The organism is Streptomyces sp. NPDC002886 (assembly GCF_042888445.1).
Taxonomy (GTDB): Bacteria; Actinomycetota; Actinomycetes; order Streptomycetales; family Streptomycetaceae; genus Streptomyces.
The window spans coordinates 1-13,827 of sequence record NZ_JBIAPV010000019.1 but is presented as its reverse complement, the minus strand read 5'-3'; the positions used below and the strand labels follow the sequence as shown (position 1 = coordinate 13,827).

General features: G+C 69.2%; 16 protein-coding genes and 1 pseudogene. 12 read left to right on the top strand and 5 right to left on the bottom strand.

Going from position 1 to position 13,827, the window contains the following annotated elements; translation table 11 throughout:
* Positions 1-117: 117 nt before the first annotated feature.
* Positions 118-291, bottom strand: coding sequence for a CsbD family protein (locus tag ACFYYB_RS41065; RefSeq protein WP_202203328.1), 174 nt, complete (start codon positions 289-291; stop codon positions 118-120).
* Positions 292-605: 314 nt separating this feature from the next.
* Here ACFYYB_RS41065 and ACFYYB_RS41060 point away from each other — a divergent pair, with 314 nt between their 5' ends.
* Positions 606-1,169 (top strand): hypothetical protein, encoded by a 564-nt coding sequence (locus tag ACFYYB_RS41060; protein WP_389443658.1) that lies wholly within the window; start codon positions 606-608, stop codon positions 1,167-1,169.
* A complete protein-coding gene (locus ACFYYB_RS41055) occupies positions 1,166-1,618 on the top strand; it encodes an STAS domain-containing protein (protein WP_389443656.1) in 453 nt (150 codons plus the stop codon). Before ACFYYB_RS41060 ends, ACFYYB_RS41055 begins: the two co-directional genes overlap by 4 nt.
* A 155-nt stretch (positions 1,619-1,773) precedes the next feature.
* Here the strand turns inward: ACFYYB_RS41055 and ACFYYB_RS41050 are convergent, their stop codons facing one another.
* Positions 1,774-2,202: an ATP-binding protein gene (locus tag ACFYYB_RS41050; protein ID WP_389443654.1), complete on the bottom strand. Its 429-nt coding sequence runs from the start codon at positions 2,200-2,202 to the stop codon at positions 1,774-1,776.
* Positions 2,203-2,255: 53 nt separating this feature from the next.
* Positions 2,256-2,609, bottom strand: a complete 354-nt coding sequence (locus tag ACFYYB_RS41045; RefSeq protein WP_389443652.1) for an STAS domain-containing protein — start codon at positions 2,607-2,609, stop codon at positions 2,256-2,258.
* Between the two features lie 438 nt (positions 2,610-3,047).
* Here ACFYYB_RS41045 and ACFYYB_RS41040 point away from each other — a divergent pair, with 438 nt between their 5' ends.
* Positions 3,048-3,209, top strand: coding sequence for a hydrophobic protein (locus ACFYYB_RS41040; RefSeq protein ID WP_389443650.1), 162 nt, complete (start codon positions 3,048-3,050; stop codon positions 3,207-3,209).
* Positions 3,210-3,417: 208 nt separating this feature from the next.
* Here the strand turns inward: ACFYYB_RS41040 and ACFYYB_RS41035 are convergent, their stop codons facing one another.
* Complete coding sequence (locus ACFYYB_RS41035; RefSeq protein WP_389443648.1) at positions 3,418-3,783, bottom strand: ATP-binding protein; 366 nt, start codon at positions 3,781-3,783, stop codon at positions 3,418-3,420.
* Positions 3,784-4,640: 857 nt separating this feature from the next.
* Here ACFYYB_RS41035 and ACFYYB_RS41030 point away from each other — a divergent pair.
* The 7 genes and pseudogenes from ACFYYB_RS41030 (at position 4,641) to ACFYYB_RS41000 (ending at position 10,950) form a co-directional block, all read left to right on the top strand.
* Positions 4,641-4,979: a MerR family transcriptional regulator gene (locus tag ACFYYB_RS41030; RefSeq protein WP_389443646.1), complete on the top strand. Its 339-nt coding sequence runs from the start codon at positions 4,641-4,643 to the stop codon at positions 4,977-4,979.
* Positions 4,980-5,258: 279 nt separating this feature from the next.
* Positions 5,259-5,642, top strand: a complete 384-nt coding sequence (locus ACFYYB_RS41025) for an STAS domain-containing protein (RefSeq protein ID WP_389443644.1) — start codon at positions 5,259-5,261, stop codon at positions 5,640-5,642.
* Positions 5,639-7,834: a SpoIIE family protein phosphatase gene (locus ACFYYB_RS41020; protein WP_389443642.1), complete on the top strand. Its 2,196-nt coding sequence runs from the start codon at positions 5,639-5,641 to the stop codon at positions 7,832-7,834. Before ACFYYB_RS41025 ends, ACFYYB_RS41020 begins: the two co-directional genes overlap by 4 nt.
* Positions 7,835-7,997: 163 nt before the next feature.
* Positions 7,998-8,276, top strand: a complete 279-nt coding sequence (locus tag ACFYYB_RS41015; protein ID WP_389443640.1) for a GlsB/YeaQ/YmgE family stress response membrane protein — start codon at positions 7,998-8,000, stop codon at positions 8,274-8,276.
* Positions 8,277-8,449: 173 nt separating this feature from the next.
* On the top strand, positions 8,450-8,917 hold the full coding sequence (locus tag ACFYYB_RS41010; RefSeq protein ID WP_389443638.1) for an ATP-binding protein: 468 nt from the start codon (positions 8,450-8,452) through the stop codon (positions 8,915-8,917).
* Between the two features lie 461 nt (positions 8,918-9,378).
* A complete protein-coding gene (locus ACFYYB_RS41005) occupies positions 9,379-10,545 on the top strand; it encodes a phosphatidylserine/phosphatidylglycerophosphate/cardiolipin synthase family protein (RefSeq protein ID WP_389443636.1) in 1,167 nt (388 codons plus the stop codon).
* A gap of 83 nt (positions 10,546-10,628) precedes the next feature.
* Positions 10,629-10,950: pseudogene (locus ACFYYB_RS41000) on the top strand (MerR family transcriptional regulator).
* A 101-nt stretch (positions 10,951-11,051) separates the two neighbouring features.
* Here ACFYYB_RS41000 and ACFYYB_RS40995 read toward each other — a convergent pair.
* Positions 11,052-12,428: an AI-2E family transporter gene (locus ACFYYB_RS40995; protein ID WP_389443634.1), complete on the bottom strand. Its 1,377-nt coding sequence runs from the start codon at positions 12,426-12,428 to the stop codon at positions 11,052-11,054.
* Positions 12,429-12,755: 327 nt separating this feature from the next.
* Here ACFYYB_RS40995 and ACFYYB_RS40990 point away from each other — a divergent pair, with 327 nt between their 5' ends.
* Both ACFYYB_RS40990 and ACFYYB_RS40985 read left to right on the top strand, forming a co-directional pair.
* Positions 12,756-13,181: a DUF6003 family protein gene (locus ACFYYB_RS40990; protein ID WP_389443632.1), complete on the top strand. Its 426-nt coding sequence runs from the start codon at positions 12,756-12,758 to the stop codon at positions 13,179-13,181.
* 322 nt (positions 13,182-13,503) lie between these two features.
* Positions 13,504-13,665: a hydrophobic protein gene (locus ACFYYB_RS40985; RefSeq protein ID WP_389443630.1), complete on the top strand. Its 162-nt coding sequence runs from the start codon at positions 13,504-13,506 to the stop codon at positions 13,663-13,665.
* The last annotated feature ends 162 nt before the right edge of the window (positions 13,666-13,827 follow it).

Sequence of the window (13,827 nt, the reverse complement as noted above, 5' to 3'; positions counted from 1 at the left end):
TCTGGGCCGGGGCGCAACGCCGCGGCCCCCGGCCGCCGGGCTGCCCGGGATCACGGGCCGGTCCCCTGGGGTTGGGCGGTGACCGGCCCGTGCGGTTCCGGCCCCAACCCATGACGATCAGTGCTTGAAGACGTCCTTGACCTTCTCCTTGGCCTGCCGGGCGTCACCCGTGGCCTGCTCCGCGCGGCCCTCAGCGGTCAGTCGCTCGTTGCCCGTCAGGCGGCCGGCGGTCTCCTTGAGCTTGCCCTTGGCCTGCTCGACCTTCGCCTCGGCCTTCTGCTCACCAGACACAGCTGATCACTCCCTCTTGGTGGAAACGACTTGCGAAACCTCGTATGACCGCTGGCAGCCCTCGCAAACGGGCCGATCGCGAAAGGCTTGCTCGGGATCACCAGGGCCGTGGCGCGGCGTGCTACCGCGGCCCTTTGGATCCGTGCCGCCGTCGGGCCCCGTCATTGGTTTGCCGACCGGCGAGCCTGCGGCCGTTCCCGTCGGAGTCCGGCCTCAATGGCATCCCGACATTTCCACGTCATTGACTGGGATGGTGCGGAGGAGGACAGTCCGCAATGGAGAGGAACTGTATCCAGACCATTTCGAGGGACCGTATGTGGAAGCTTGTCGACGAGCTGCACGACATTGAGAAACAGCAGTACGAGCTGGGCCTGCGGCACGCCTCGGTCATGCGCGCGCTGGTGCTGGCCTCTGGCGGGGTGAAGGAAGCCGCATCCCTGCTGCGGCTGGATCCCAAGACGGTCCGGGCCCGGGAGCGCGCCACCGACCTGGCCCTGATCCTCTACCGGGGCGACAACACCGACAAAGTGGGCCCCGATGGCCGCGTCTACGGCGAGCTGGGTGACGAGAACAGCCCGGCCCAGCGGGACGCCGACAGGATGTGGTTCATCATCGCCCAGGACAAACGCTCCCTGCTGCGCGCCATGGTCTACGTCGTCAACGGGCAGGTGCGCCGCGTGCGCGCTGTGCTGGACGACGCCTGGGAGGAGAACGAGCAGGGCAGGGTCGCGGTGCCGATCGGGCCGCCGCTGTCCGCGCCCGAACTCATCGAGGCGTTCCCCGGGCTGCCGTTCACCCTGGGCGATGCTCGGCCGATGGTGAGGGGCAAGATCCGCGAGTATCTCGCCTTGTCCTCGGGCGCGGAGGTGACACGTTGACAGAACCAATCTTGCGGATCCGCGCCCATGCTCTCCCCGGCAGCACGCTGCTGACCGTCAGTGGGGAGATCGACCTCGATACCGCCCCTCAGCTCCAGGCCGCCGTCGATGCCGCACGGCACGGCCCCGGCCGCGCTCTGCTCCTGGACATGGCGGGCGTCGACTTCTGCGACTGCTCGGGCCTGACCGTGCTGATGCGTGCCCGCGACCGCGGCCCGGTCCAGGTCCACGGCGCCCGCCCCCAGCTCCTGCAGCTGCTCACCTCGACCGGAACACGCGACTTGCTATTCGGACCCGTCGCTCCTCAGGCCTTGGCGTGCCCGCCGGCCCGCGCCGACGCCGGCCCGCGCGCGACCCAGCCCGCAGATCAGTGCCCGCAGGCCGCCGAGCATGCCCGGGGGATCGAAGGGGTACCGGCACAGCCCGTGCGCGGCGTGCGATCACACTGACTGATCCCCACACTGCGCCCCGGGTATCGGCTAGTGAGCAGCAGGGGGCATCCGGGTGGATGGTTGAGGACCCGGTCGGCGGCGATCAGGGACACGCCCTGACTCCCACAGGGGGAAGCGGAAGCAGCCGGATCGGCTCGGGTTCGCGGACCCGTTTACGCCTGGGTTGCCATGAGTCGCTGAACGGCGATGATCGTCTTTCCGCCATCGGGCAGGGTGGTGATGTCGATGTGTTCGGTCAGGCGCCGTACGAGGGGCCAGCCGAATCCTCCGGGCTGCCCGCAGCCGGGGGAGTGGGCCGCGGGGTGCTGGGGGCTGGCGTCGCTGACGGCCAAGCGCAGGGTGTCCCCGTCGAGGGCGGCGTCGAAGGCGGTGATGCCGCCGCCGTGGCGGATCGCGTTGGTGACGAGCTCTGAGGTGACCAACAGGGCGTCGGCGCCAGCGGTGCTGTCGGTGCTGACACGTGCGGCCCGGAGCAGCTCGGCCACCCGCCGGCGGGCGGCTGCCGCGGTGCCGATCGCCCGCGCCACGGGATGGCTGTTCTCGGGGCTGGGGTTGCCGTCGGCGGTCGCGGGCGGATGCATGCGTTATCGCCTGCCCTGGGAGATGGGATTCGAACCGGGTGGGGGTGCGGTGATCAGCATGTCATCCCCTGCCGGACGCTGTCCGCCCAGTAGAAGGCGGCCCGGGTGTTGGTGACCTCGAACAGGCGGCGGACCGCGGTCTGCACCGGGCCGACGAGGACCAGAACGGCTCCGGCGGCGGTGTGGGCCTGCTGGGCGTTTAGGAGGGCGTGGAGGGCCGCTGAGTCCGCGAACTGGACCTGCGACAGGTCGACCACCGTGCGCGAGCAGCCGCTGCCCGCGGCCGCGAGCAGCGCTCGGGCGAAGTCGGGGCTGGAGTCGTCGTCGAGGTCTCCGCACACGCGGACGACGGTCGTGCCGTCGGGCGCGGTCTCGCTGACCACCATCTCTTCTCTGTCTCCGATCATGGCGCACATCCTCGTACACAGGTCCGCCGGTTGAGGAGTGGGGCGATCCGGCGGACGACGGCGGCAGCCGAGTGGTCTGAGGCCCGGCAAGGCTTGGTAGAGCCGTTCTGGGCCTATCTGGTGGTGTGTGGTTCCGCGGACGGGGTGATGGCACTCACTACGCTCCCGGCTGCGGAGGAAGCATGGGCGCGGGGGCGATGGGGGCGGAAGGTTGTCCGCAGGACGACGCAAGACTCACAGAGGCCAAGTGGACGCCGACCGGCGTCCAGAGGGTGCGGCACGCGGCCCGAGGCGGCCCCGCACGCCGGCTGCCCCCCGACGCCCGATCACGCGTAAACAGGCGCGCCCACATGCCCACCTGCACGGATAAGAAACAAATAAGATCGAATGCATGGTTGGGACGGGGTCGGGCACGCGGTGCCTTGGAGGTTGATAACTATGGTTCCCCTGCTTCTCGTTCTTCTGCTGGTAGTGATCCTCTTCAGCGCGGGCTTCGCGGTGAAGATTCTTTGGTGGGTCGCTATCGCCGTTCTGGTCCTGTGGCTGGTCGGCTTCGTCGCCCGTCCCAAGAACGGCAGCGGCCGCTGGTACCGCTGGTAGCAGCACCGCGACACCAATGCAGCCCCAAGCGCTGCATGCCGGTGGCCGGGTCCCCCGATAGGTCGGGGGACCCGGCCACCGGCATGTCCATCTCTCCGGGCCCGCCCCACGCCGGGTGAAGTCCCACAACGCGAGCAGATCGCTTGCGCTGCCGGATCACCGCGAAATGATCATGATCGCTCTGCCTGCTCCACTGGTTCCGATGGCCTTACCGGGGGAGGAAGGCGTGGATGGTCTTGCCGCCGTGGGGCCCGGGCGTGACGGTGACGTGGTGGGCGAGGTCGTTGACCATGTGCCAGCCGAATCCACCCGTCCCATCGACGAGGTCGGGAGTCTGCGCCCGCGGCAGCCGCGGGCTGTGATCCGCCACGGCGACCTCGACGGCTCCGGGGTGGGCGGCGAGGCGCAGGGTGTTCGTCACGAGCTCGGAGACGCTCAGGATGACCGTGTCGGCCCGCTCCCGGCCGATGGCCGGCCGCCCGAGGGCTGCGAGGAGCGTGCGGGCGGCCTGGCGCGCCTCGGCCGCGGCAGACAGGGGGCGAAGGGCTGTGCGCTCGGCGTGCAGCGTGGTCATCGCGGGCTCAGGGTTCTGTTGTCGGTATCAGCCCTGCCTGCCCGGCCGTTGTGCCCCTCCCCGCAGCGGTCAACCCGATCGCATCCGATTACCTAAGAGATGCGCACGCGAAAATCTATGGCGGCCAGAGTAGACATTGCGCTGTGGCGTGGTTATGGTTTCTCTCGTGACCCAGTCAAGAAGGGCCTGGCAGGGACGAACTGCCAGGCAGCAGTACCCGTAGTTGCAGTGCGCAGGACGGTGCGGTGGTGGAGTTCCGAAGCCAGGTTGGTTGTATGGCGGCGACGGGGCTGGCGACCGGACCGGGTGGCCCGCACTGATCAGGGGCCGCCGCAGGCAATACCGCAGTTAACGCAGTGGTGGTGCAGTACCCGTAGGTGAATGCGGTTCGCAGTACCCAGCAGTGAAGTAAGTGAGCGGTACCTCGGTGAAGGCGTCGGCTGCGGGCGCGCGCACCGGGAGGTTCGGCAGTGGGGTTCTAAGCCAGAGCGGTTGCAGGATGGGCGACGGGGCTGGCTGCCGGAGCGTGGCGCTCGGACAGGCCACCAGCAGTACCAGGAGTACCGAGTGGAGCAGTACCAGCAGTAAGCAGTTGATCATCCGAGGGATGAACGGAGGGATTGGGCGCCATCAGGATCGCCCGGGCGGAAGTCTGAGCCCGGGTACCGCAGGACATCGAGATATGAGGTGGTCTCCGGTCAAGCAACCGCGATCCCCGCGCCTCGGGCAGCAGTCGGGCCAGGCACGCGGAAACAAGTAGGCCGGCGCAGTTCCAGGGCCGGCAGATGGTGTAGCAGTTCCTTCGGGGCCCTGGTGCCATAGGCACCAGGGCCCCTCCACGTTCCGAAAGAGGTGCGATGACTGCAGACGACTCCTTCGGCCGTCTCGACGATGACGACTTCCCCGCCTACACGATGGGCCGGGCCGCCGAGATGCTCGGTACTACCCAGGGCTTCCTCCGTGCCATCGGAGACGCCCGCCTCATCACCCCGCTGCGCTCGGACGGCGGCCACCGCCGCTACTCCCGCTACCAGCTGCGCATCGCCGCCCGCGCCCGCGAACTCGTCGACCAGGGCACCCCGATCGAGGCAGCCTGCCGGATCGTCATCCTCGAGGACCAGCTCGAAGAGGCCCAGCGCATCAACGCCGAACAGCGCCGTCCCGTCGAGCGGGTGAGCCCGATGACCGCGGCCTGATCGCCGATGGCTATGGCGAATCACCGAGAGTGGTATACCCAACCGGTTCGACCGGGGTGGATCAGGACGGGATGTGCCGCCGGTTCTTCTCCGGCGGCGGATCCTGGGCACGCGCTGCGCGGTCCTGTGCCCCACTGGATGATCCGCGGATTGCCGGGTGCTCCAGGGGCAGCGAACCTGTGTTCCTCTCTTGCCCTGTCACCCCGTGACGGCAGCTCCGCTCTGGTGGTCTCTACCATGAGGACCTGTTGCAGGCGCGCCACGCGGAGGATGCTGGGGATGTTCTCGGTCGATGTAAGGCATGACGCCCGGGCTGTGGTGTTTGCGCTGCGTGGGGACCTCGACTTCGACAGCGTGGTGCAGCTGCGAGACGCAGCCGAGAAAGAGCTGGCGGGCGGCCGCCAGGAAGGGCCGGTCGTGGTCGACTGCTCGGCTCTGACGTTCTGCGACTCCTCCGGGATCGGCGCGCTGGTGCAGCTCTACCAGCGGCTGTCCGCGGACGGCCGGGTCTTGCGGCTGGCATCGGTGCCGGCCGCCACCGCCCGGTTGTTCGCGATCACCGGCCTGAACCACCTCTTCACCGTGTACGCCGACACGCCCCAGGCTCTGGCGGCAGACGCCGCCACCGCTCCAATACAGCCGGATGAAGGACTGCGCACATGACGGCTGTACCCGGACAACACCCCGAGGCCGGACCCCGGCCGGCACCGCCCGAGCCGGAGGATGACCTGAGGCTGCTGTTCGGGGAGTCGAGAGCCGTCTTCGCCTCCCTAGCAGGTCCCGCGCACATGCTGGAGACGGCGAACGCCGAGTTCTTCGCCGCGCTCGCAGGCATCGAGCCCACCGGCGCCGGGGTGCCGCTGGGGCAGCTGATGCCCCACCTCGTCGAGCAGGGATTCATCGGCCTCCTGGACCGGGCGTACCGCACCGGCAGAGCGTTCAGCTCGCGCAACACCCGGCTCCTGCCCGGCCAGGGCGCCGAAAGCGGCGAAGCGTTCTTCGACTTCACCTGCGAGCCCCGTCTGGACGCCGGCGGCAACGCCATGGGTGTCCAGGTGACCGGGGTCGAGACCACCCAGGTCAGGCACGCCGCCCGGCTGACCGCCGAGCACCGCGTTCTGCTCGAGCAGATCGCCCGCCAGGCCCCCCTGCCCGACGTCCTGGAGGGAATGGCCCGCGCCATCGAGGAACTGGCTCCGGAGGAGGTGCTGGTCTCCGTTCTCCTGGCCGACGCGGACGGCCGCCACCTTCGCCACGGCGCGGCCCCCAGCCTGCCCGACTTCTACAACCAGGCCATCGACGGCATTGCCACCGGGGAAGGCGTCGGCTCCTGCGGCACCGCCGCCCACCGCCGCCAGCGGGTCAGCGTCTCGGACATCGCCACCGACCCGTTCTGGGACGACTTCCGGGACCTGGCGGACAAGGCCGGCCTCGCCGCGTGCTGGTCCACCCCGATCCTGGCCCGCGACGGCTCGCTGCTCGGTACCTTCGCGATGTACCACCGCACTCCGCGCGCCCCGCAGGCAGCCGACCTGGCCTTGGCCCGGGTCTTCGCCGACACCGCCGCGCTCGCCATCGAACGCGCGCACGCCGAACAGGCCCGCCAGGCCGCCGAAGACCGGGAGAAGGCAGCCCGCGCCGACCTCGCCTTCCTCTTGGACGCCAGTACCGCCCTGTCCAGCGACCTGGACGTAGCCCAGGCCCTGTCCCGCCTCGCCGACGCCTGCATCCCCCGGCTCGCCCCGCTGTGCACGGTGGACACCATCGAGGGCGGGCGGGTGCGCCGCGTCGCGGCCGCCGCCCCCGACCAGCGTCAGCACGATCTCCTGGCCTCCCACACCCCCGTCTACGACACCGTCGATGACGCGGTCGCCCGGGTCCTGGCCTCCGGCATCAGCGAGGTGGCCCGCCGTACCCCCACAGGTCCCGGCCCCTGGCAGGACCTGGACGTCACCGGCTACCTGTGTGTCCCCCTGATGGACCGCGGCACCGCCTTCGGAGCCATGACACTGCTGTCCACCGGCACGAACTCCTTCGACGGTCACACCGTGGCCCTCGCCGAGGAACTCGCCCGGCGTGCCTCCTCCGCCGTCCGCAACGCCCGCCAGTACTCCCACCGCGCCGCCCTGGCCCGCGACCTGCAAGCCGGACTCCTGCTGCCCGACCTGCCCGCCGTGCCCGGCACCGACGTCGCCACCTACTACCACCCCGCCGGCGAAGGCCTCAACATCGGCGGCGACTTCTACGACGTCTTCCCCCTCGACGACGGCCGCTGGGCGTTCCTCCTCGGCGACGTCTGCGGCCGCGGCGCCAAAGCCGCCACCACCACCGCCCTGGTCCGCCACACCGCCCGCGCCGTCGCCCGCCTACTGCCCGGCCCCGACACCGTCGTCCAGGCCATCAACAGCGCCCTCATCAAACGCCCCGCCAGCCACGGCACCGGCTTCGTCACCCTCGTCTACGGCCAACTCACCCCCACCGACCACGGCCTCGACATCGACCTGGTGCGCGCCGGCCACACCCACCCCATCCACCTCGACAGCCACAACACCGTGCACACCATCGAGACACCCGGCCTCCTCCTCGGCATCACCCCCGACCCCGAGATGCGCGTCCACCACCTCCACCTCCACCCGCACGAGAGCCTGCTGCTCTACACCGACGGCATCACCGAAGCCCGCAGCGACAGCGGTGCACAATTCGGCGACGAACGCCTGGCCACCGCCCTGGACAACACACCGCCCCGGCCATCCGCACAAGACGTCATCGACACCCTCGTCCACGCCGTCCGCACCTTCACCAACGGCCGCACCATCGACGATGACCAAGCCGTCCTCGTCCTGACCGCCATCTGAACCCACCACACCTGCGGCAGCGCACGGCTCCCGTCCCAGGGACGCCGCAAAGTCCCTGCTGCCGCCGGGAGCGAGATGATCAGAAGATCGGGACGTTTGGAAGCCTCGGCGTGGTGCAGACGAGTGCTGACACCGGCTTTACACATCGAGGTAGGAGAAGCGCATGGGCATCATTGCCTGGATCCTGATCGGACTGCTCGCGGGCTTCATCGCGAAGGCGCTGATGCCGGGCAAGGACCCGGGCGGGATCATCATCACCATGCTCATCGGCGTCGCGGGCGGTCTGCTCGGCGGATTCCTCGGCAAGGTCATCTTCGGCGTCGACTCCATCGACGGCTTCTTCGACCTGTCGACCTGGATCGCCGCCATCATCGGCTCGGTCATCCTCCTCGCCGTCTACCGGCTGGTCACCGGTAACAAGCGCCACCACAGCCACGCCTGAAACGATCGGGCACATGCCCCGACCACGGCTCCCCCTCATCTGAGGGGGAGCCGTACTGCTGTTCCGCGCCACCCGGGCGGTCAGATTTTCGTTTTGCGATCTTGTGTATGGCTGCCGTTTCGGGGTATCCGGCTGGAAGCAGCCGTGTGGCTTGCTCCGGACGAGGGTGGCGTATGGCTGCTGTGGTGCCCCAAGACGAGTTGCTGGTCGACCGTCCGATCGTGTCGGCGATGGCCTTGGACGGCAGTGAACCGATCGCCGGCGCCAGGCATGCCGCCCGCGGTTTCATGACCGCGGTGCAGGCCGAGCACGGGATTCCGGTGTCGGACCGTGCGATGAGCATGGTGGAGCTTGTGGTCAGCGAGTTGGTGACCAATGCCTACAAATACGCGCCCGGGCCGTGCCTGGTGGACCTGGAGGTCCGCGACGGCGCCGTGGAGATCAGCGTGTGGGACACCGCCGCGCAGCTGCCCGCGGCAAGCCCGGCTGACGCGGGCCGGATCGGGCAGCACGGCCTGGAGATCGCGATGGCGGTGTGCCGCAGTTTCGAGGTGCGCCGCGAGCCCGTGGGCAAGCGAGTGAAAGTCACCATAGGGCTGGCGGATGATCCCGGTGGGCATCCAGCCGGCCGCCTGCTCTGACACTTCCGGACGTGCTCTCGCCGCAGATGGAGCGCTCTGCCCGGTCGCGACGTGTTTCCGCGCTGGTGAGCCGCCTGGTCGAGCAGACACACCATGCCCCGACAACGTAGCCGGGGCCGGCCTTCCGGGCGCGGTATCCCCGGAGGGGTCGGCTCCCGCTCCACCACTGCAGGCCGCTCCGACCGAAGCCACGGAGCCCGAGCTATGGCGGGACGGAGATGCCGTGCAAGTGAACTGGCGCCGGGTTGGCGGGCTGGGCGGCGTCGGCCTGAGTGCCGGCGGAGGCAGCAGCGGCCGCAGCCTGTGAGGCGCTGTCCGGGTACAGCCAGTCGCTGCTCGCCCGTACCGAACCGGGTGCAGAGCGTCTGCCCATTCCCCCTCGCGTTCCGGCAGGAGATCTGCTGACCAGCACGCCGCCGGCGTCGACCGAGTCGGCCCCGCTCCCTTCCAAGTCACCCCGGATGCCGTCGGCCGAGATGAAGGTGGCGCGGCTACGCCGTCGCCTGGAGCGCCTGATAGGGATCGCGGCGACCGAGGGCAACGCGCTCACCCCTCTGCGCAACGGGGACGAGATCTTCGCCGCGATGCTCCGTGGTATCCGCGGTGCGCAGCACACGGTGGACATGATGACGTTCGTGTACTGGAAGGGAGACGTAGCCCGCGACTTCGCCCAGGCGCTCGCCGAGCGCGCCCGCGCCGGTGTGCGGGTCCGTCTGCTTCTGGACGGTTTCGGCAGCCGCCTGATCGAAAGGAAGCTGCTGGACGACATGGAGCGGGCCGGCGTCGTGGTGGCGTGGTTCCGGAAGCCGCTGTACCTCTCACCCCTCAAGCAGAACCACCGCTGCCACCGCAAGGTCCTCGTCGTGGATGAGGAGACTGCGTTCACCGGCGGGGTCGGGATCGCTGAGGAGTGGTGCGGCAACGCACGTAACGAGAACGAGTGGCGCGACACGCACGTCGAGGTCCGCGGACCCGCCGTGGACGGCGTCGCCGCCGCGTTCGCGCAGAACTGGGCCGAGTGCCACGACGAACTCTTCGACGACCGGGACCGGTTCATCGACCACCGGCCGCAGGGCGACGCGATCGTCCAGGTCGTGCGCGGCTCGGCCAGCTTCGGCTGGCAGGACATGCAGACGCTGATGCGCGTCATGCTGGAGTCCGCCGAGGAGCGCTTCCGCCTGGCTACCGCCTACTTTTCACCGGACCCGTATTTCATCGAGCTGCTCTGTGCCACTGCCCGGCGCGGGGTCGAGGTGGAGATCCTGCTCCCGGGCCCGCACACCGACAAGCGGGTCTGCCAGCTCGCGGGCCAGCACCACTACACCGAACTCATCGCCTGTGGCGTGAAGATCTACCAGTACCAGCCGACGATGATGCACGCCAAGGTCATCACCGTCGACCGTGTCGCCGCGCTGATCGGGTCCACCAACTTCAACCGGCGCTCCCTCGATCACGACGAGGAGGTCATGCTCGCCGTGCTCGACGAGAACTTCACCGGCGTCCTCGACGGACATTTCGATGAGGACATTGCTGCGAGCGAGCTGATCCGAGAGGGCCGTTGGAAGAGGCGCCCGACCCTCCAGCGCGCCCGGGAGCTCGCTGTGCAGCCCATACGCCGCTTCCTCTAGGCCCCGCAATCGTCCACACCCTCAGGCCCGGCGGCGCGTCTACGATCCTGGCTACCCGAGAAGCGGACACCGGCTCACTTCAGATCTGCAACAGTCGTGCCCAGGACAAGGAACGCCGAGTACCAAACGGTTGTGTGGCGCGACCTCTCGGCACCACTCAGGGCTTCCTCCGCGCCATCTGAGACGCCCGCCTGATCACCCCGCTGCATCCCCTCGCGTTCATTGTCGTTACTCGCTCTACAAGCTGCGGATCGCCGCCCGCGCCCGTGAACTCGTCGACCGCGGAACCCCGATCGAGGCCGCTGCCGGATCGTGAGCCTCGAAGATCAGCTCGAGGAAGCCCAGCGCATCAACGCGGGACGCCGCCATGGGGCTGGTTCGGCGAACTCTGCGGAAGCGGCCTGAGACCGTCCCACGCCCGTCGGCCACCGGCGGGCTCTGGGCCCTTCCCGCTGGGCCATCGTGCTGGTCGGCCTGGATCTGGCCACCGGCCTTGGCCCAGGCGGTCATCTCCGGGCCTCTCGGCCTGGTTCTCCGCTGCCTTCGGCGGGCACGTCCGTACCGGCATCGGCCGCTCCACCGGCTTCGCCGTCGGAGGGGCCGACAGCGACGGCGTCCACACCGGTAACGGACTCGGGCAAGGTGGCGGTCGGCTCCGCTGCGGTACGCGCACGGAGGTACACGATCACGGTGTTGCCCACCGCGACCAGTGGTACCGCCACGACCGCTCCACCGATTCCCGCGACGAGGCCGCCGGTGGCCACGGCCAGGACCACGGCCAGCGGGTGCACCCGCACGGCTCGGCCGAGGATGAATGGCTGCAGTACGTGTCCCTCGATCTGCTGGACCACCAGGACGATCACCAGGGCCATCAGCGCGGTGAAGACGCCCTGGGTGACGAGAGCGACGACGACGGCCAGCGCGCCCGAGGCGACGGCGCCGACCAGAGGCACGAAGGAGGCCAGGAAGATCACGACCGCGATGGGGACGGCGAGCGGGACGTCGAGGAAGTAGATGCCCACGCCGATGAAGACGGCGTCGATCAGGGCGACGATCACAGTGCCCCGGACATACGCGGTGAGCGTCCGCCAGGCGCGTGGGCCGGCGCCCGCCAGGCTGGGTCGTGCCGCCGCCGGGACCAGCTTGAGCGTCCACTCCCAGATGCGCCTGCCGTCGTAGAGCAGGAAGAGCGTGGAGAACATGGCGAGCAACAGCCCGGTGATGATCTCGACCAGCACCGTCACGCCCTGGAGACCGGTGGAGGTGATCTCGCTCGCGCTCGTCCCGATACTGCTGCTCAGCCGGTCGGCGACGTCGTTGATCTGCCCTTCCGTCACGTGCAGCGGGCTGTTGATGAGCCATTGCTTCAGCTCGCCGATGCCCTCCTGGACCCGCTCGGAGAGATTGCCGATATTGGCGAGCACCTGCCAGACGACGAACCATGCTGCCAGCCCCAGTACGGCGAACCCGCAGATCGCGGTCAGCGCGGTGGCCAGCGACCTCGGCAGCCCGTGCCGTTGCAGCCGCGCGACGGTCGGCTGCAGGAGGGCAGTGATCAGCAGAGCGACGGCGAAGGCCAGCACGACCAGCCGAACCGCGCCGATGACTCGCATCAGTACCCAGAGAGTGGCGGCCAGCACCAGCAACCGCCAGCCCACCTCGGCGGCCACCCGCACACCCCACGGCACCGCCGCGGCCGCGTCCCGGGGCGCGACCCGGTCGGAGCGCCGCTCCTCGATCTGGATGGCGTCGTCCCACGCCTCGACATATGCCGCTTCTTGCCGGGCGTCACGTTGCGCCCGGCGCTCACTCAGGCCGGTGAGGCCCAGCTTGGCACGGGCGATCCATCCGCGCGGGTCAAGCCTGGGAGGTGGGTTCACCATGAATCCTTCTTCTCGGTGCAGCACTTGCCGACCGCGGGTACGCCACGCGTGCGGGGACTTTCCTCACCGCGCCGCCTCCGACACATGTACGTCGGCTGCCCTTCAGCGCCTCGCCGCCACGCAGACCGGATGCCCCAGATCGTCCGCCGTACGCGTAGGCCGAGCCTGTGGGGGCGAGGCCTTTACAGTCCCGCCGGGCTTGGCGCGGGTGGACTCGTATCGGTCACCCGCACTGTTGTTCTGCAGGGATTGCCCGGCTTGGCTCCGAAGCAAGGGGGTATCCGGTGGGCGATTGATCAGTGCCACGCTGTGCCAGGAGATGCCAAGATGACTGATGACGCCTACCTCTTCCTCGTCATGACCACGGGAGGCTGGCAGGGAACGCCGCTGGCTCTCGTCGGAGAGCTCGAGTGCCTGCACACCTCGGCGGTCCAGGCCTGGTTCGCGGCGCAGGGATTGAGCGCCGCCTCTCCGGCGGTCCGCGTGGTGCCTCCGGAGCAGAGCGCACTCATTCCCAAGGACGCCGAGCGGCTCCCGGTGCCGCTGAGCGAGGAGGAGCTTCAGCGGCTCCGCCGTGCGGCGGCCACGGACCATGTGGCGTGCGTCGAGGAGGAGCTGCTCACTTTCCGCGACGGTGAGGACAACAGGGACACCCTGTTGCGACGAGCGCTCGCCGCGGGTGTGCCGGCCCACCGGATCATCGAACTCTCCGGAGTCGATCCGGCCACGCTGTCGTCCGCCTCTCAGACATGACACTCCACATCCGTCCACCATCGGAGCAACTCCGCCGGCCACGCGCCCTGGTGCGGTGCTGGTTGCGGTCGGTGCGGTTGCGGAAGGCGATCGGCGAGGCCGTTGCCGACGGCTTCGGGCCGGACGGGGAGTCGCCGGAGTTCGAGCTGCTCGCCGAACCCCGGCCGGGACCGAGGCGGTGTCGTGGATGCTCCCGGGGGCCGGAAATCTCGGCGATCGCGCCGGCGTACACGGCTTCCCGCCTGGGTCGATAAGAAACGGGTAAGAAGTCGTGCATGGTCTGGAATCGCAGGGGCATTCGGTTCTGTGGAGGTTGATAACTATGGTTCCCCTGCTTCTCGTTCTTCTGCTGATTCTGGTTCTCGCTGGTGCGGGTTTCGCGATCAAAATCCTTTGGTGGGTCGCGATCGCGGTCCTCATCCTGTGGCTGATCGGTTTCGTTGCCCGTCCGAAGGGCAGTAGCGGCCGGTGGTACCGCTGGTAGTTGATCTATAGAACCGCAGTTCAGATGTGGTGTGGCGGTGGGGGGGGGCCCCCCCCCCCCCGGGGGGGGGGGGCCCCCCCCGGGGGGGCGGGGCCCCGCGGGGGGGGCGGGGGGGGCGGGGCCCCCGCGAAAAAGGGGGGAATTGAGGGGTAGCCGGCCGCG

Bases quoted from the DNA above. Each gene is read 5' to 3' on its own strand.
- ACFYYB_RS41060 (WP_389443658.1), top strand. From the start codon at position 606: ATGTGGAAGCTTGTCGACGAGCTGCACGACATTGAGAAACAGCAGTAC.
- ACFYYB_RS41050 (WP_389443654.1), bottom strand. From the start codon at position 2,202: ATGCATCCGCCCGCGACCGCCGACGGCAACCCCAGCCCCGAGAACAGC.
- ACFYYB_RS41045 (WP_389443652.1), bottom strand. From the start codon at position 2,609: ATGATCGGAGACAGAGAAGAGATGGTGGTCAGCGAGACCGCGCCCGAC.
- ACFYYB_RS41040 (WP_389443650.1), top strand. From the start codon at position 3,048: ATGGTTCCCCTGCTTCTCGTTCTTCTGCTGGTAGTGATCCTCTTCAGC.
- ACFYYB_RS41035 (WP_389443648.1), bottom strand. From the start codon at position 3,783: ATGACCACGCTGCACGCCGAGCGCACAGCCCTTCGCCCCCTGTCTGCC.
- ACFYYB_RS41030 (WP_389443646.1), top strand. From the start codon at position 4,641: ATGACTGCAGACGACTCCTTCGGCCGTCTCGACGATGACGACTTCCCC.
- ACFYYB_RS41025 (WP_389443644.1), top strand. From the start codon at position 5,259: ATGTTCTCGGTCGATGTAAGGCATGACGCCCGGGCTGTGGTGTTTGCG.
- ACFYYB_RS41020 (WP_389443642.1), top strand. From the start codon at position 5,639: ATGACGGCTGTACCCGGACAACACCCCGAGGCCGGACCCCGGCCGGCA.
- ACFYYB_RS41015 (WP_389443640.1), top strand. From the start codon at position 7,998: ATGGGCATCATTGCCTGGATCCTGATCGGACTGCTCGCGGGCTTCATC.
- ACFYYB_RS41010 (WP_389443638.1), top strand. From the start codon at position 8,450: ATGGCTGCTGTGGTGCCCCAAGACGAGTTGCTGGTCGACCGTCCGATC.
- ACFYYB_RS41005 (WP_389443636.1), top strand. From the start codon at position 9,379: ATGCCGTCGGCCGAGATGAAGGTGGCGCGGCTACGCCGTCGCCTGGAG.
- ACFYYB_RS40995 (WP_389443634.1), bottom strand. From the start codon at position 12,428: ATGGTGAACCCACCTCCCAGGCTTGACCCGCGCGGATGGATCGCCCGT.
- ACFYYB_RS40990 (WP_389443632.1), top strand. From the start codon at position 12,756: ATGACTGATGACGCCTACCTCTTCCTCGTCATGACCACGGGAGGCTGG.
- ACFYYB_RS40985 (WP_389443630.1), top strand. From the start codon at position 13,504: ATGGTTCCCCTGCTTCTCGTTCTTCTGCTGATTCTGGTTCTCGCTGGT.